Consider the following 17,428-nt stretch of genomic DNA (forward strand, 5'->3'; position numbering starts at 1 on the left):
TGGCGGATTGTTAATTATCACAAACAGCAAAACTTAAGGTTTGCATTCAGGTGCATTTTTATACTTTTTACAAAAAGAGCTGTTCAAACGCTTCTTGACACTGGGCCTCGGGATCACAGCGCCCGGACGACAAATGGGCAAGTTTTCGGCTTTATGATTTTCACACATAGTCCCCCTCCCTACTTTATCACGAAAACCTGATTGAAGCATGCAAGCTTCAATAGTTCCTATTGCATTGTTGCTTAACTTTCTATTTTCTGGATCGACATCATAAGGCGTTGGCATACCACATTCTAATAATGCTTTTCCTATTTCAGTAAAATCTGCTCCTGATTTCTCCCACACACTTAAATACCCTCCAGGAGGCTTATTAAACTGACATCCAGCGATACTGAATAGAGTTACAGCACTTAATAATTTTAGAGTTTGTTTCATTTTTTACTCCATGATCTAATTCAAGTTTTTTGTTCTAAATGAGATGAGCCGTAAAGTGTTCTGCACTTATTGCCCGCATCTCCAAGACAAGTATGGGGATTGTAAGGACTTGTGAACATATTCCATGTTTCTTTCCACCAGTTACTACCAGCAGGTATTGTCTCGTAAGTATAGCCATTGCCGCCAATCCATCGGCTTACAAAGTCATATCTATTCCCATCAAAACCAATAGTGGTTTGTTTGCCATCACTCACATAACCTAACAGACCGGATGCAACTAAAGCATTAAAGGCGGGTCCATAGAAATTGATCTTCGTGTTGTCGGCTATACCGTGAACACCTTCTTGTTTGAAAGAATACAGCATATTCCCCAATGTCATGGTACCACGGCTATGTCCATAAAGTTCTAACCCTGTAATACCATAGCTATACACCAAATCTTTTGCTTCTTGTGTGGAATTGGTCAAACCCCAAAAGTTATTTTCCATAAACTTCTGATAGCCCGCGACTAGAAGTTCTGAAATAGCAGAATCGGCTTGGGGGAACACAACAAAATAAAGCGGTGCATTTTTATCCTTCGCATGTTGAACCGCATAAACAGCGGCTTCCTCTGGTGGAGTAAAGATGCCATTAAAGGACACATGCACCTTGCCATCAGCACCCTCTTGTAAATGCTGCTTTTCTTCATCCGTTAAATAATGTGCGTGAGGTATTGGTTGTCCACGAGCGTCTCTTATAGGTACCCCATTTGCATCTATTTCATAGAGTATATTACCCTGTTCATCACGGTCGACCACGGCGATGGGGTGCTCTTTGATAAACATGGTTTTATAGGAATCATCGCTGTATTTAAACCCTTCTTCTAAGAGTTGCGTTACCATTTCACGGTTTTCATGGACGATTTGTTCCAGCTTGCCTACATCGAGCTGTTGTACACCCTTATGGGCAGTGGCAGTATCACGATTAAGGGAGGAGATTGCTTGCTCAACATCTTGCCCTGTCAATGCCTTCTGCCCTGCTTCATCAGTAATGACGATAGTGCCATTGCTGATAGCGGATTTGGTATATCCTTCCTCTGAATCTTTAGCTTTTGAATGATCTAAGACATTTTTAGCAATGTTTTTCCCGACACCATATTTGCCCTGATACATCGGACCACCCGCAGAAATGCTTAAACCTTGGCTGCTAGCTTGAGCATGCGCACTGTTGCTGATATCACTGGTGCTAATGCTTCCTGTGGTCAGACTGTTTTTTTCTGCCGGCGCAGTGCTTTCAATAATACCTCCGGTCAGGGTTGTTTTATCTTTAACGTTGATATCAAAGCCACCATCACCCGCTTTGATGCCTGATTGTTCCACAACACTATGATAATCACTAGAGGATTTATCCTTGTTTAAGGAAATATTGGTTGTGGCTGTACCCTCCTTTTCTCGGCTATTATAACCAATGGAAACAGAGTTTTGCTTGCTGGAACTTTGTCCCGTATCACTCTGGCTTTTTATGGTCAAGCTTCCTCCCACATCCACTTTGACTTGATTTCCAGAAACCACGGCGCCTGCCAATGTGGTATCCTCTCCACTGCTGGTATGAACAGTGCCAGTGCCAACAATATGGCTGTTCTTTTGCTGAACTTCCTCACTGGAACCCTTGCCTTTACCAAAAGAAGCATTCCCCATCCACCCTGTATCACCAACCATAACTATACCCAATATTCATTGAAGCGCTTTCATTGTGGTTTTGTGTGCTTTGCGTGCTTTGCGTGTTTTGCGCACTTTCAAAGAGGATATGTTGTCTTGCATCCAAGGTGATATTCCCGCTCTGCTCATCATTTGCATAGACTGGATTGGTACCAGCGATAATATCAGCGCCAATACTATGGATGCTGCCTTTGTGGGCTTGCATATTAACAGCGCGTCCTGCTTCTATTGTACCTGTCACCGCAGTAGATGTCTGAACCGATGCCTCCTCCTTCTCTGTCTTAAAGCCCACGGTTACGCTAGCAGAAACATCAGCAATATCACGAATAGACTGTTTGTTTCCACCTTTCATCCCATTATAAAGACCTTTGCCTTTGCTATAGAGATCATAGCCTTTTAGACCAGCAATAAGACCATTACCGATTTTGTGTTTTGTATCCCCATGACCAAAACGTTTGGCTGCATCCTTTACATCTTTTACTGTACCAAGAATACCCACATTGACAGAGCCTGTCACACCAGCAAAAGACTTTTCATGCTTTTCTTTTGCGTTAGAGGTATCATAGCTTTCTGATAGGGTGATATTATTGCCAGCATCAATGTTGACATCACGATCCGCCGAAACAATGGTTGCTTGTAAATTCACATCATTGCCACCATTGATCTGCACATCTTGTCCCGCCTTGAAATGAGATGGCGTATTGGTATTTTCCCATTGATCGCCCGTATCTTTAGCGCTTGCAATTCCAACACCTACAGAAGCACCGCTAGGGTTCTTTTCAAACTAAAACCCAAAACCTGTGCGTTCTTCCTTTGAGCTTGCCCTATGACGATTGTGACCAGGTGAAACATTCACATCATGGGCTGCCGAAACATGAATATTTTCTTGCGCAGTAAAATCAGAGCCCTCCACGTTCACATCTTTTTTGGTGGCGGTGATGGTGATATTTTTCCCATTGAGAGAAGAGCCTTGATGCTCAAAACTCTCTTCATTTTCTGTCTTTCCTTCACTCCCGTATATCGACACAAAACCCTTGCCTGATCCCACACCAAAACCTGTTTCATGGGTCTCTGAATGGCTTTTATGGTGATCTGTCATGCCATCAATCGTCACACTTTCTCCGCTCACATTGATATCTTGACCGGAAAGAAGATGAGAAGCAGAAATCTTGGCTTCTCCTTGTGCGTCTAACACGATGTTGCCCGTCGCCCCAAGGATAGAGGAGACCGTTGTGGTATGCGATTGAGATGTATCGGAAGATTTCTCATGCAAAAAGCCATTTGATGACGATTGTGCTTGCTGATCCAAGTGTTCTTGGGCGCCTTTGATAGTAATCTTTCCCCCAGAGTGAATGGTAATATCCGCTTGTTTCTGTTCTCCTGGTGCTTTCTCTCCTGACGTTTCCTCTGCCTTACCGGCTACGAGCGTCGAGGCTACAACTTCCGTGTTGTTTCCGGAATCAATGGCAATGCCTTCACCCCCTGTTATGCTTGACCCCACAACTTGGCGCACATCCATCTTGTTATGCTCAGATTTGCTGCTACTAAACACCCCACCCTCTTTGTGATACGACATCTCATAATGTAAGCTATCCTCTGCATTATTGATCAGGACATCGTTGCTGGCTTTCAGCCCTACCTTGCCATCAGCCGCAATGGAACTACCTGTGATGCTAAGATCATGCGGTTTGCCATCCTGCCCTGCAATGACAGTGGTGTCACCTCCCGATTTTATCGAAGATCCAACCGCATGAGAAGCTTGCATGTCCACTTTCGTGTTTTTGGTGCGAAAATGATACTCCATCTCATCGTTTCTTACCCCTATTGTTATCTCCCCTTGGGCGCCAAGAGCAATATTGCCCTTGGCATCTATATCGGAAGCAGCAATATGGATATCTTTTCCAGAGAGAACAGTGGTCTCTTTTTCAGAACTTAAATGAGAGCCATTGTGCAAGGCAACATGAGAGGTTTGATCTCCGCGATGGCTATTGGCACTGTTGCGTGTGGCATCAATCGAAACATTCCTCTCAGCTTGCAAGAGAAGTTTATCCGTTGCTTGAACATCAGAGCCTAAAATATTCAAATCTTTTCCAGAGAGAAGTGGGCTTGATGTACTTTGAAAAATATTTATTTAAAACAAATGTGTGAATACACAACAACAAGTGTATTCCGTTTAGGGCGTTCTGTTTTGCATGAGGAGTATGATCCCATTAAGAAATGCAATAAACAAAAACGTAAGACAATGCATCATCTTTATTTTCATTATTTAAAAGATATTGCTCTAAATGCTTTTGAAAATCGTAAAGCTAAATTAAAAGAAGATGATAAAGTTGGAAACTAGTTTTTCTCTTTGTAACTTTATATTCTTCCCCAATGAGGCTGTATTCCCGTTTCAGAACTTACTCTAACAGATATATGTAGTATGCTCGCTCTAATCTAGCATATAAAAGTAGACTAAAGTTCACCACTGGTTATGATATTGTCCTATTTCTGAGATTAATTAAATACTTTTCACTTAAGTGTAAAATGATAGCCGTAATATAAGATTTTATGTAATAAGTAGTTATAAAATCGATGCATACTATTAATTCGCCTTTTATAATATAAAACTTTTTTAAGCCTTATAATACAAAATGATACCAATAAAAAAATAAAAGAGATTAAGAGAAATAAAATAGAGAGCTAATAAAATAAAGGCCCCGTTAAACGAGGCCTTAGTATTTTTTGTGCTGATAATTTCATTTAAATTAGAATTTGTAAGCGACACCTACACGGAAGTCATTGGTTTTGTAGTTGAATTCACGTGTATCGTTGGCGAATTTCTTTTTACCAAAATCGGAGTAACGGTATTCAGCACGTAAAAGAACGTTGTCTGTCATTGCAAAGTCAACTCCACCACCAATAGTGAAACCAAGCATTGTCTTCGTGTCATCAGCCCAAGTGCCACCAGTCAAATCTATGGCTTGCTTAGCCCCTGCCTCTGGCACTTTTCCATCCCCGTCAGCTTTCTGCTCAACTTTAGCTCTCTCTCCTTTTCCTGCAACGGATTGAATGCCCTGTACCTGCGCATAGGCAATACCACCAGCAACATAAGGCATAATACGGTCAACAGCAGCAAAACCGATACGGACACGTGTCGCACCAGACCATTTTTCTTTGTAACTGTGCGTTTCTGTTACCTTGTCACCGTTTTCAAACCGTTGCTGACCTTTTAATTCAACCTTAGCTTTTTCAAGGGCATCATTAAAATTTGCTGCATCTTTTTCAGTAAGAGTCAATTCACGGGCTTTTTTTGATTCTTCACGGTCTGCCCAAACTGCATCGGTTTCAACACCGAGAACGAGACCATTTCCGAGGTCTACGTTAGATCCGGCATAAATGCCACCCATGAAACCAGAAGGACTAGGTGTGTTATCTTTTTTGAAAAGTTCTTTGTCTGCTCCTGGAATAGTTACTTTAGTTTTACTCGAAAAGTTGCCAACTTGACCACCAAGATAAAAACCTGTCCAAGAAAACGAAGGGGCTGCTGCAATAACTGCTGGTGCAACTTCATGAGGGATCACCACGTCAGCAGCTTGTGCTGCAGAAGATGAAATTAAAGCAGCAACAGAAGCTGCTATTAAAGATTTTGTATTCATAATTTTGCTCCTAAATTAACTATAAAATGACCTTACAAGATTATAGATAGAAAAGCTGTAGTAAAAATGTCACAACCATACAAATAAACACCCAGAAAACCAGTGGTTTGATCAAAGTCAAGATCTCTTAAAAATTTAATTTTTTATTAATACTTTTTATTCATAACTGTACTTTTGATGAAATTAGAACTTGTAAGCGATATCTACATGAAAGTCATTGCTTCTGTAGCCTAGTTTAAGGTAATCCTTTTTAAATTCCTTCTTACCAAAGTCTGAGTAACGGTATTCCGTACGAAGCAGAATATAATTTGTCATCGCGAAATCTATATCACCACCAAGAGTGAAATCCACCATCGTTTTTGTTTTATCAAATACCGTAGCAGAAAATGCTTTACTTGGGTTATCATTTTCCGATTTTTTTGTTCCTGAAATTTTACCAACACCCTGTATTTACGCATAAGCAATACTACCGGCAACATAAGGCATAATACGATCAGTGACGGAAAAACCAACACGAACCCGTGTTGCACCAAACCTTTTTTCTTTGAAACCAATGCGATAAACTGCTGTGTAACCCTTTTGAAACTTTTCATTTTCATCCAATACAACAACACCAATGTGACACCAGCATCTTTAAATTCATCATTAAAATCATCAAATTCATCAATCGCAAGAATCTTTGAGACCGTCTTCGTCTCTCCTCAGTCTGCCCAGACTGCATCGGTTTCAACACCTAGAATGAGGACATTTCCAAGATCTACGTTGTAACCTAAATAAATACCACCTATGAAACCTCAAGGCTTAGGTAGTCCATCTTTATCTGAAGTTTTTTCTTTTGTCTCTAAATAAAATACATCAATTTTGACTTGAAAAGTTGCCAACTTGACCACCGAAATAAAAATCTGTCCAAGAAAATGAAGGGGCTGTGATAACAACTGCTGGGGCTGTTTCACGAGGAACGATAATATCAGCAGCTTGTGCTGCAAAAGCTGCTGCCATAGCGATAATAGAAATTGTGACTAAAGATTTTATATTCGTAAACTTTGCGCCTCATTTATTTAGAGGATAATGCTACAAGATTACATAAAGAAAAGCTGTAGTAAAAAATAATACAGTCATAGAAAATGGAGGATGCGCTCAAAACAAAATCGCTGCATGACTTTACAACGCTATTAACTTCACTCCGTACGAGAATTCGTAAGTTAACTTATCGATTTTGAATGTAATTCTTGTCTGTCGTTTATGAAAATATTTTTATATCTCCAATAAATATGGAGTGAGTAATAATATAACAACAGAAAATAATAGAGGCTCTGTCAAAGACAGAGCCTCTTGGAAGTTTATTTCGTTTTTTACGAAATTAGAATTTGTATGCAACGCCAACACGGAAATCATTGACTCTGTATTGGAGTTCAGATGTGTCTTTAAAGTATTTCTTTTTACCATAGTCTGAGTAACGATATTCTGCACGCAACAGAACATTGTCTGTCATTGCAAAGTCAACACCAGCACCAAGGGTGAAACCAACAAGGGTCTTTGTTTCATCATATACGTTACCAGAAGCAATAACCTTATTAGCATCCTTACCAGCATTAGCATCTTTTTTCACTTCAAGTGCGGAAATGCCCTGCATCTGCGTATAAGCAACACCACCAGCGATATAAGGCATGATACGATCAGTAGCAAAACCTATACGAACGCGTGTAGCACCAGACCACTTTTCTTTCATAGTAATACTTTCGATGTATTCATCCCCGCCTGCAACTTCTAGACCATCGTTCTTTTTGACCTTAGCATCATTGAGGAGTTTATTAATTTTATCAAGACTTTTACCAGTTCCCTGTCCAATAATCATTGTTATACCATCAATTGTGTCTTTTTTACCAATAAAAGAGACATCTGTATCCAAGCCGAAGATCACACCATTGCCGAGATCAACATTGTAACCTGTGTATAGGCCACCGAGCATACCGGAAAGCTTAAGATCGTGCCAACCTAAAGTGCTAGAACCTTTGTCAGATTTCATTGAACGACCACCAATCTGAGCACCAAGATAAAAACCTGTCCAAGAATAGGCAGGGGCTGCTGTGATGACTGCTGGGGCTGTTTCACGAGGGATGACAACATCAGCAGCTTGTGCTGCAGAAGCTGCCGCTATAGCGATAACAGAAGTTGTTACTAAAGATTTTATATTCATAAACTTTGCTCCTAATTTATTTATGAGCACAGTGCTACAAGATTACAGAAAGAAAAGCTGTAGTAAAAATGATACAGTCACAGAAAATGGAGGGCACATCCCAGACAAAATTGCTTCATAGCTTGATTTTGTACGAGAAACCTTAAAGATTATATATATAAATAACTTATTGATTTTTAAATGTAATTTTTGTTTGTTGTCTATGAATTTTTTTAAGAAAATCTGAATAATATCTTTTCACATCCACAATAAATTATGTATTGTGTGATAATATAGCAACAAAGAATAACAAAGGCTCTATCTTTGACAGAGCCTCTGTTATTTTACTTACCATCTTTTAAAATTTGTAAGCAACACCAACACGGAAGTCATTGGTTTTGTAAGATGTCTCATATTTGTCATTTGAGAATTTCTTTTTACCAAAATCTGAGTAACGATATTCCGCACGGACAATAACGTTATTGGTCATTGCTAAATCAACACCAGCACCAAGCGTGTAACCAACAAGGGTCTTTGTTTCATCAGACAGAGTACCAGAAGCTATTACTTTATCTGAATCTTTCCCTGTTATTGAAATCAATGCACTATCTTGAAGCTGTGTATAGGCGATACCACCAGCAACATAAGGCATAATGCGTTCAGCTGCAAAACCAATACGTACACGTGTCGCACCAGCCCACTTTTCTTTAAAAGTGAAACTGTGGGTTCGTTTATCACCAGGTACAAGCGCATCTTTACCAATATTAATTCCAGATTCTGTTAATATCTTCTTAATATAATTTATGTGATCTGGAAGAATAACATATGTTTTTCCTGTCTTCGTGTCATCTTTATTAGACCACATGATATCTGTATCAACACCTAAAATAAGGCCATTGCCGAGATCAACGTTGGAACCTGCGTAAAAACCACCCATGAAACCAGATAGTTTAGGCAAAAGGTCATCAGGTGCTGGAATCTTTTTTCCGTTACTGAGAATATCCATTTTCGTCTTACCCGAAAAACCACCAATCTGCCCCCCAACATAAAAACCTGTCCAAGAAAAAGTTGGAGCAACAATAACGGGAGCAACAGGTGTTGGACTGGGGGGAACAATAACATCTGCTGCTTGAGCTGCTGAAGCTGAAACAAAAGCGAAAGCAGAAGCTGTTATTAACCATTTCATATTCATATTTTCTCTCCATAGCTGAATATTTATTTGAACACACCATTTCATATAGAGCCCCATCTTCAGATATCTGTAGCAAAAATGATACACTTATAAAAAAAACAAAAAGCCAATCAAAGTACCCTTAATTGCTTGATCTGTAATAAATGAGAATTAAACTATGCCTATGCACAAATGATCTCTTTTCCTCACGTTTTCTCTCCTTTATCATTTTGATAAAAAACTGCGCCACAGTACTCTCCGTGTAAAGCGTGTGCTATTGACATAAAAATATAACGTATTGATTTATAATGAAAAAATATCTTTTATATTAATTCGTCTGCAATATTGAAGATGCTCTTAATCTTAAGCCTTTTTTATTAAAGCCCCCCTGCACCTCACAAACGAGCAAGTGTGTGAATAAATAAAACTATTTAAAAGCTAAAATGCTTCCTATTAATACTCTCAATATTGTAATAGTGAAGACCGTTACAATATTGAGAGCAGCTAAATGTAACTGTTCCATTTAAATTCATACAAACAACGTTTTTAGCTTCATCCTTCGCATAACCAAATGTGAATAGCTCTTTGATTGTTTTTTCATCATTGTAAAGAACGCTTGTAGCGCACATGAACAAGATCTCCACTACCCTATGGACTGCAACAAGATTACATGCAATTTCATTACATTTACTCTTTGTTTTTAATTTAGGCATTTATTCCTTTTTGACATACTTACCATTTTTTTCTTCTCTCAACCTTATAGTAAAGTCTTTTTCAGAGCTTCAGCCTTATTTGTAGGCTATCATTTCATACTCCTTTACAAGACGAAATTGAAAAAAATACCTAAAGACAAACAACCGGTATGATAAACATTAAAACTTATATAGAAATCTCCTTAAAGCTGAAAAAATGAGAAATCTTTCTTAAAGTTTTCAAACCACCCCTTGCTTTAAAAATCATGAATTTGGCAGAAAAAATATCCCTCTTTTTCAACTTCAAAACATATATTATACTTCTTGATGTTGTTTTTTCACTTTTTAAAAACTCATTGGACCTCGTGCAAATAGGTTTGGCCGTCCTCTTTTCCCTGGTCTTCTTTTAGGATAATGATCTCTTTTTTTACCAGAATGTAACACAGGTACTAACTTAGCTGCTGTTATGCATTCGCTGTTATTTGTGCAAGAAAGTTCTATCTGAAAAACTTCAGATAATAACTTGCAAAGCTGTTCACCAGAAAAAAAACCTATTGGAGGAACAGTCGAAGATGCTCTCTGTATAAGATTTTGAGACGCTAAAAAACTTGCACCTTGAGCCATAGAGATTGAAGCAAAAGTAGCAAAAGCTGTAATAAAATATTTTATATTCATAAATTTAACCTCATCAAATATTCATAATGGATTTTATCTAGTGCCTTCATTGCAAATTTCCAGAGAAAAATAATGTGTTTATAGATAAAAAGTGAAAATCCTTAAAAATAAAGCTTTGGAGCATTTTGCTTTTAAAATAAAAGCAAATTGCCCTGCTCTGCCAACATAGAAATTACTTATTGAGTAATAAATAAAGGCACGAAGTATCGTCTGAAAATAATAAACTATACGAACTTCATATAATATACTGATTTATAATGATAATTTAGCATTATTCATATTGACTGAGAACCCTAAACATCATAAGATTCTCTCATTCAAAATCTTTTTCATGTTGAATCAATTAAAACCATTTGTTTGCACGTTATAAGTTGGAAGAGCTGTGTGGATAAAAAACACTAAAAAGACTAAAATGTCTCTTATGAACCGTGCCAAGGGCTACACAACATTGGGAGTTGGCAAAGTGGTGTGATGGTAGCAGCTTGTTACTCCGTAAGCGTAAAAATGGGAGTGCTCAATGAATTTTATATCATATTTTGGGGGGCTTTATCGTTATACCATTCATAAGCGCCGCCGTAAAATGGATTTGGGTGCCGGTTTCTTTAAAAAAGCACATGAATTAGCAACACAAATATATTCCGTTTAGGGCGTTCTGTTTTACACGAAGAACGTAAATCCATTAAAAACATGAGGCAATGCGTAATCTCTATTATTTAACAGACATTGCTTTAAATACTTTTGAAAGTCGTAAAGCCGAATTAAAAATGATGGTAAAGATGAGATTTGGTTTTTACATTTACACATTCATATTCTCCCCCAATTAGGCTGTATACCGGTTGCAGAGATTTAAGTCTTCCAACCTACCGTATGTTTTCAGCCTCTCCTCAAAATTGCTTTGTTTCAAATAAAAGCTGTTACAAAAATAAAAAATATGAATTCGCAAAAGTACTTTTATTACCTAAACTTCAAATGAAATAGCACTTAAGAATTTATTATAATTCTTATCAGAAAAGATGAGAGGATAAAATGTCCATAATGTACAAGCATTTTGTCCTCTCACATCAATAATTAACTCCATTAAAAGCCAATTTTAAAGTTAGCTATGCGCAAAAATATCAACTTCCGCCCATCCTAAAAGATCAAGCCTAGCTCTCATAGGCAAAAATTGAAAGCATGCCTTGGCAACATTTTCTCGCTCTTCACGTCTTAAACGTTCTTCAAATATAACCTTTAAACGATGCAAATATAACACATCCGACGCAGCATATTCAATTTGCGCCTGTGATAACGTTTCTGCCGCCCAATCCGAAGATTGTTGCTGTTTAGAAATATTCACATTCAGCAATTCATTACAAATTTCTTTCAAGCCATGACGATCCGTGTAAGTACGCGTGAGTTTCGAAGCAATCTTTGTACAAAAAATAGCCTCTGGCATAACACCAAATGTATGTGCTAAAATAGCAAGATCAAAACGCCCAAAATGGAATATTTTTACGACTGCTTTATCTTTAAGAAGCTTGACCAAATTAGGTGCATTCTTTTGTCCTTTAGCAATCTGTATAATATCGGCAGTACCATCTCCAGAAGAAAGCTGAACAACGCATAAACGATCACGATGGGGTTGTAATCCTAAAGTTTCGGTATCAATCGCAACAGCATCAGTTTGATAATTATCTAAGTTTGGTAAATCACCTTGATGAACACGAATCTCAGCCATTTACCCTCCTATTTGCTAAAGCTGCAAGAATACGCGCCCAAGACCGCTGCCCCTTATGAAATGATTTTAAATTATACTTTTCATTAGGCGAATGAATACGGTCATCAGCCAGTCCAAAACCAACCAAAAGAGTTTCCATGCCAAGAATTGACCGAAAATCTGCTACAATTGGGATCGAGCCCCCCATGGCTGTCAAGACAGCAGGCACTTCCCACTCTTGTGATAAGGCATCCTTCGCCTCCTTGATAAAAGATGAATCATCAGAAATCTGAAGTGCCGGAGAAGAACCGTGATTCTTAAACTCAACCTTACAATCAGCAGGAATTGAGCTACGTACATAATCACGCAACGCTTGGCGTATTTTCTCTGGATCTTGCTTATGCACCAAACGACACGATACTTTTGCACTCGCTTGAGAAGCAATAACCGTTTTCATCCCTTCCCCTTCATAGCCGCCACTAATACCATTAATTTCCATGGTAGGACGTGCCCATACAAGCTCTAAAATGCTCCGCCCTTTTTCACCAGCTGGAACGGAAAGTCCTATAGGACCAAGAAAATTTTCAGCAGTACAATTAAGCGCATTCCATGATTGTAAAATATGTGGAGGTGTTTCTTCTACTCCATCATAAAAGCCAGGAAGTGTTGCCCTATTATTTTCATCGTGAAGTCCTGCTAAGATTTTCGTTAAAATACGAATGGGATTAGCTGCTACTCCTCCAAAATAACCAGAATGCAAATCACGATTAGCTGCTGTGATAATAATCTCTTCTGCCATAATTCCCCGAAGAGAAAGAGCAATAGATGGAGTATTCGCATCCCACATTGACGTGTCACAAACCAATGCATAATCTGCCTTAAGTTCATCTGTATTTGCTTTTAAAAAAGGAATAAGGGAAGGAGAAGCACTCTCTTCCTCGCCTTCACATAAAATAGTAACTTTAATAGGAAGCTGCCCTGTTTCTTTCTTAAATGCACGACATGCTTCAATAAAAGTCATCAACTGACCTTTGTCATCTGAAGCTCCACGAGCACAAATAACTTTCTCTCCATCTCTCTCCTTTAAAGAAGGTGTAAATGGATCATCCTCCCATAAACTCAATGGATCAACAGGTTGAACATCATAATGTCCGTAAAACAACACATGCAAACAATCATCTGAAGGTCCAGGATGATGCCCAACAACCATTGGATGCCCCGGTGTATCACGGCGTGAAGCCTCAAAACCGATGCTTTTTAAATCCTCTACTAACCAATCAGCTGCTTTACGACATGCATCCTTGTAAGCCGAGTCTGTAGAAATCGATTGAAAACGTAAAAGAGAAAAAAGGCGTTCAAGGCTCTTCTCTATATTTCCATCAAGATGTGTTAGTACTTTATTCAGCATAAAAAAAACCTTTCAAGCCTTGTGTAATTATATTATAGATACGATGACTTTAAGCCTCTTGTAAGATTTTGCAAGACGCCTTATTCATTTTTGACATTGTGAGCAGTAAAAACTTGAACGTCCAGCCTGTAAAATGCGCATAATAGGCGCTCCACATTCCAAACATTGCTTACCTTCTCGTCCATAAACTGAAAAAGCATGCTGAAAATAACCAAGTGAACCATCTATATGCATATAATCACGTAAAGAAGAGCCACCAGACAAAATGGCTTCAGAAATCACATTGCGTATATTTTGTGCTAAAGAATCTGCAAATTCACGTGCCCGTGCCGTTTGTGATGCCAATGTAAATGCACCACGTTGTGGAGACAAACGACTCCGCCAAAGTGCTTCGCAAACATAAATATTCCCAAGACCTGCAACAATAGACTGATCAAGTAAAACACCCTTGAGAGACATTTTTTTATTAACAAAAGCCTTTTGTAAATAATGACCAGAAAACGAATTACTCATAGGTTCAAGACCTAGCTTATTTAAAAGTGGATGTTCATAAAGCTTATCCGTATCGACTAAAAGCATAAACCCAAAGCGACGTACATCATTATAAATAAGATGATAAACTTCACCATCCCTTGTTTGAATATCCATGACAAAATGATCATGCTTAACCAATTTACTTGTCGTTGAAAAAACTGTTCTTAAAAGATCATTCTCTATACGCCATGAACCAGACATTCCTAAATGGCTTAAAATCGTTTCATTCTGAGAAAGATGAAATAATAAATATTTTGCACGCCGACCAAGTTCTATAATTGTTCTGCCAATAAGGCGCTCAGAAAAAGCCTCAGGAAAAGGAAAGCGCAAATCTCTACGATTAAGTTTGACAGATACTATCTTTGCATCAGTTACAACGGACTCAAGTCCACGACGAACTGTCTCTACTTCAGGAAGCTCAGGCATTACTTTTCTTTAATAATTATACACTTTCCAATCGTATCTCTGATAAATTGACTTCTTCCCACCCCCCTCAAAGAACGAAGACTTCCTCTACATCTACTAAACAAATTCTTGATGAGTGGATTTTACTTGGATTCCTACTCATGTGAATCATTTAACTAAAGGCTTTATGGACAAACCCTGCCTTGAATATATACCACACACTCTAAAATACTTAACGTATCAATGAGGCTTACATCCCACCCACCTCAAATGACCGTGTTTTATGGTAACAAAATTAAGCCCATTCACCCTTACGAAATACAGGAACTCTTACACCATCTTGGGTAATGCCATCTATGTCAATTTCGCCAGAACCAATCATCCAGTCAATATGAATGACACTTTTATTCCCACCACGTGCTGCAATCTCTTCTGACGTCAATGATGCCCCATCTAAAAAGCATTTGGAATAACACTGACCTAAAGCAATATGACATGCAGCATTTTCATCAAATAAGGTATTATAAAAAAGGAGGCCACTCTTAGAAATTGGTGAAGAATGGGGCACAAGGGCAACTTCGCCCAACCGGCTTGCACCCTCATCACTTTGCAAAACCTGCTGTAAAACTTCTTGGCCTGTTGATGCACGAGCCTCAACAATACGCCCTGCGTCAAAACGTACTTCAATATTATCAACCAGAGTTCCTTGATAGGAAAGGGGCTTTGTTGAGCGAACGAAACCTTCAACCTTATGAGCATGAGGAGTCGTGAAAACTTCTTCTGTCGGAATATTCGGATTGCAAATAACACCATTTTGAGCAACAGATGCACCGCCATGCCATTCATGATCATCTGCCAAACCAACCGTCAAATCAGTCCCTGGCCCTGTAAAGTGTAAGGCAGAAAAACGCTGCTCATTAAGCCAAGATGACCGTTTTTTCAAATGTGCATTATGGACAGTCCATGCCTGTACCGGATCTTCTTCTGTAACACGTGAAGCAGAAAAAATTGCATCAGCTAATTTTTTAATCGCCTCATTAAGTGGTAAAGAAGGAAACATTGCCTCAGCCCATCCTGCTGTTGGATAAGCAACAATCGACCAATTCATAGCAAAATTTGATATTTGCTTGAGTGCCGGCTGATAAGCTATTGAAGTGGCTTTATTTAAACGTGAAACCTTATCAAAATCCTGATTAGAAAGGAGCAAAGGATTATCCCCAACAATCGCTAAACGCGCTGCCCCATTTTCAAAAGCCTTCGCCATTCCCTCATAAAGCCAAGAAGGAGCACAATCAAAACTAGCTGTATGGGCATTTTCAAACCGTGTAAGCGATAATATATCATCACTAAAAATTGGTGTAATGACACCAGCACCAACCTTATAAGCATGATATGCAATACGCCGAACAAAAGGTAACGCTGAAACTGGAGCAGTTAAAACAAGATCCTGCCCCTCTTGTAAATTCAACCCCACTTTCACTGTAATTTCTGCAAGACGATTAAGCATTTCAGGCAAAATTGTCTCATGAATATCAAAGTACATTACCAATACCCTTCTTTAAATAGAATGCGTTCTTTATGTCGTCATATTATAAATTGTTTTTCAGATCCTTTGAGTTCGCTTTCTCTATGTATATTTATGCGTATCATTATCGCTAAAATTCACTTAATTCATAAACCGCAATGGGTATATCATCCTTCTTTGGTCATGAAAAACTTACTAGTTCCTGTGTCGTTTTTCTAACATTGCAACAATTGCATTTAACTGATCAGATGAAGGTAAAGCCATAATCGTTTTATTTTCCTCTTTCCTAGCTAGATGTTGAGGTGCATAGGCAGGGATAGGAACTTTATCAAGCTGTACCATAGCAAAAGGTGCTGGATGTGACGTCTTGGATTGTGCTACTTCTGTCGAATGAGATGTACTTTTCTCTGCCTTTACTCCCCTACTCTCTAAGCCTTCATCTATAAAGCTTGGCGCATGACCAGAACGTTCTTGAGCAAAAGCATAAGCAACATCATAAGGGCGATTATTTGTAGGAACTTGAAGTGCCCCATCACGTGATCGTTTTTCATAAAAAGCATTTCCCCCTGCAACCTGAACATAATGCATGTTTTTATACGGAAAAGACAAACCAGCGGTATGAAAAAACTTAGCGTGTTTAACTTTCTTATCTCGTTCACCCCGTAAAACGGCATCAGCTGCCTCTCTTACACGAGCAACAGATGCTTTCTCCGTCATAGGACGCGTTAAAACACCAGGAGCAAATTGCCTATATTGACCAACAACACCACAAATCGTCTTAGGATAGGCGGTCGAATTAACACGATTCATAACAACCGTCCCAACGGCAATCATTCCTTCACGGCTTGTGCGATTTGATTCAAAATACATCGCTCGCATAAGACATTGACGCTCTGTCAATGGATATGTAACCGTTTTTGTCTTATTATTATTTATTTTTCCAGCATCTAAATGACTTGAAGCACATCCCACAACAACTAACGGCGCTACACAACAGGTAACAAAAACATTCCAACGATTTTTTTTCATCTTATGCAACACATTCCTATAATCTCTGAGCTATTCAAGTCTTGAAATGAGCTTTAAATGTATCTCTCAATAAAGTACATAGCTAATTGTTACCACTCAGCAAAATTTTAATACAAGAGGTAATCAATAAAGTATCTATGCAAAATAAAAAATAAAAAACTCTTAATTTACAGATCAATATTGTTATTATTCATGGTCCAATATAGGCTATAATAACCCATACGTTTCAATTATAGTAAAATAACGCTATCCATTTCTTCTACATACGAAAAATAATACAGATATCCCCTTTAATATAAAATTTTAACAAAATGATCTGAAAGGAAATTCCCCTAGAAAACTCCCCT

General features: G+C 38.5%; 11 protein-coding genes and 3 pseudogenes. 2 read left to right on the forward strand and 12 right to left on the reverse strand.

Annotated elements, in window-relative coordinates:
* Positions 1–33 precede the first annotated feature (33 nt).
* Positions 34–435 (reverse strand): hypothetical protein, encoded by a 402-nt coding sequence (locus ACFIK3_RS04370; RefSeq protein ID WP_375676310.1) that lies wholly within the window; start codon positions 433–435, stop codon positions 34–36.
* A gap of 20 nt (positions 436–455) precedes the next feature.
* Positions 456–4,242 (reverse strand): annotated as a pseudogene (locus tag ACFIK3_RS04375) (hemagglutinin repeat-containing protein); the annotation flags it as partial.
* A 6-nt stretch (positions 4,243–4,248) separates the two neighbouring features.
* Between ACFIK3_RS04375 and ACFIK3_RS04380 the strand changes: the two are divergent.
* Entirely contained in the window at positions 4,249–4,473 is a 225-nt protein-coding gene (locus ACFIK3_RS04380; RefSeq protein WP_273790554.1) for a hypothetical protein, read from the forward strand.
* A 406-nt stretch (positions 4,474–4,879) separates the two neighbouring features.
* Here ACFIK3_RS04380 and ACFIK3_RS04385 read toward each other — a convergent pair whose 3' ends face one another.
* The 5 genes and pseudogenes from ACFIK3_RS04385 to ACFIK3_RS04405 all read right to left on the reverse strand — a co-directional run bounded on the left by ACFIK3_RS04385 (position 4,880) and on the right by ACFIK3_RS04405 (position 10,484).
* Positions 4,880–5,770 (reverse strand): outer membrane protein, encoded by an 891-nt coding sequence (locus ACFIK3_RS04385; RefSeq protein WP_375676311.1) that lies wholly within the window; start codon positions 5,768–5,770, stop codon positions 4,880–4,882.
* 183 nt (positions 5,771–5,953) lie between these two features.
* A pseudogene (locus tag ACFIK3_RS04390) lies at positions 5,954–6,769 on the reverse strand (outer membrane protein).
* Between the two features lie 361 nt (positions 6,770–7,130).
* On the reverse strand, positions 7,131–7,967 hold the full coding sequence (locus ACFIK3_RS04395) for an outer membrane protein (protein ID WP_375676312.1): 837 nt from the start codon (positions 7,965–7,967) through the stop codon (positions 7,131–7,133).
* A gap of 337 nt (positions 7,968–8,304) precedes the next feature.
* Positions 8,305–9,138 (reverse strand): outer membrane protein, encoded by an 834-nt coding sequence (locus tag ACFIK3_RS04400; protein ID WP_375631054.1) that lies wholly within the window; start codon positions 9,136–9,138, stop codon positions 8,305–8,307.
* Positions 9,139–10,154: 1,016 nt separating this feature from the next.
* On the reverse strand, positions 10,155–10,484 hold the full coding sequence (locus ACFIK3_RS04405) for a hypothetical protein (protein WP_273790557.1): 330 nt from the start codon (positions 10,482–10,484) through the stop codon (positions 10,155–10,157).
* Positions 10,485–10,896: 412 nt separating this feature from the next.
* Here ACFIK3_RS04405 and ACFIK3_RS04410 point away from each other — a divergent pair.
* Positions 10,897–11,331, forward strand: a pseudogene (locus tag ACFIK3_RS04410) (integrase); the annotation flags it as partial.
* A 249-nt stretch (positions 11,332–11,580) separates the two neighbouring features.
* Here the strand turns inward: ACFIK3_RS04410 and ACFIK3_RS04415 are convergent.
* From ACFIK3_RS04415 to ACFIK3_RS04435, 5 genes are all read right to left on the reverse strand, one after another.
* Positions 11,581–12,201 (reverse strand): ribonuclease D, encoded by a 621-nt coding sequence (locus ACFIK3_RS04415; protein WP_273790559.1) that lies wholly within the window; start codon positions 12,199–12,201, stop codon positions 11,581–11,583.
* A complete protein-coding gene (locus ACFIK3_RS04420; protein WP_273790560.1) occupies positions 12,194–13,588 on the reverse strand; it encodes a M20/M25/M40 family metallo-hydrolase in 1,395 nt (464 codons plus the stop codon). The genes ACFIK3_RS04415 and ACFIK3_RS04420 overlap by 8 nt, the downstream gene beginning before the upstream one ends.
* A gap of 84 nt (positions 13,589–13,672) precedes the next feature.
* Positions 13,673–14,548 (reverse strand): bifunctional DNA-formamidopyrimidine glycosylase/DNA-(apurinic or apyrimidinic site) lyase, encoded by an 876-nt coding sequence (gene mutM, locus ACFIK3_RS04425; RefSeq protein ID WP_375676313.1) that lies wholly within the window; start codon positions 14,546–14,548, stop codon positions 13,673–13,675.
* Positions 14,549–14,822: 274 nt separating this feature from the next.
* Positions 14,823–16,070 (reverse strand): aminopeptidase, encoded by a 1,248-nt coding sequence (locus tag ACFIK3_RS04430; protein WP_375660870.1) that lies wholly within the window; start codon positions 16,068–16,070, stop codon positions 14,823–14,825.
* A 177-nt stretch (positions 16,071–16,247) separates the two neighbouring features.
* On the reverse strand, positions 16,248–17,081 hold the full coding sequence (locus ACFIK3_RS04435; protein WP_375676314.1) for a cell wall hydrolase: 834 nt from the start codon (positions 17,079–17,081) through the stop codon (positions 16,248–16,250).
* Positions 17,082–17,428 lie beyond the last annotated feature (347 nt).

The organism is Bartonella sp. CB10SXKL (assembly GCF_042195515.1).
GTDB lineage: Bacteria > Pseudomonadota > Alphaproteobacteria > Rhizobiales > Rhizobiaceae > Bartonella.

Coding starts and splice junctions, on each gene's coding strand:
- ACFIK3_RS04415 (WP_273790559.1), bottom strand. CDS start 12,201: ATGGCTGAGATTCGTGTTCATCAAGGTGATTTACCAAACTTAGATAAT.
- ACFIK3_RS04400 (WP_375631054.1), bottom strand. CDS start 9,138: ATGAATATGAAATGGTTAATAACAGCTTCTGCTTTCGCTTTTGTTTCA.
- mutM (WP_375676313.1), bottom strand. CDS start 14,548: ATGCCTGAGCTTCCTGAAGTAGAGACAGTTCGTCGTGGACTTGAGTCC.
- ACFIK3_RS04435 (WP_375676314.1), bottom strand. CDS start 17,081: ATGAAAAAAAATCGTTGGAATGTTTTTGTTACCTGTTGTGTAGCGCCG.
- ACFIK3_RS04370 (WP_375676310.1), bottom strand. CDS start 435: ATGAAACAAACTCTAAAATTATTAAGTGCTGTAACTCTATTCAGTATC.
- ACFIK3_RS04420 (WP_273790560.1), bottom strand. CDS start 13,588: ATGCTGAATAAAGTACTAACACATCTTGATGGAAATATAGAGAAGAGC.
- ACFIK3_RS04385 (WP_375676311.1), bottom strand. CDS start 5,770: ATGAATACAAAATCTTTAATAGCAGCTTCTGTTGCTGCTTTAATTTCA.
- ACFIK3_RS04405 (WP_273790557.1), bottom strand. CDS start 10,484: ATGAATATAAAATATTTTATTACAGCTTTTGCTACTTTTGCTTCAATC.
- ACFIK3_RS04395 (WP_375676312.1), bottom strand. CDS start 7,967: ATGAATATAAAATCTTTAGTAACAACTTCTGTTATCGCTATAGCGGCA.
- ACFIK3_RS04430 (WP_375660870.1), bottom strand. CDS start 16,070: ATGTACTTTGATATTCATGAGACAATTTTGCCTGAAATGCTTAATCGT.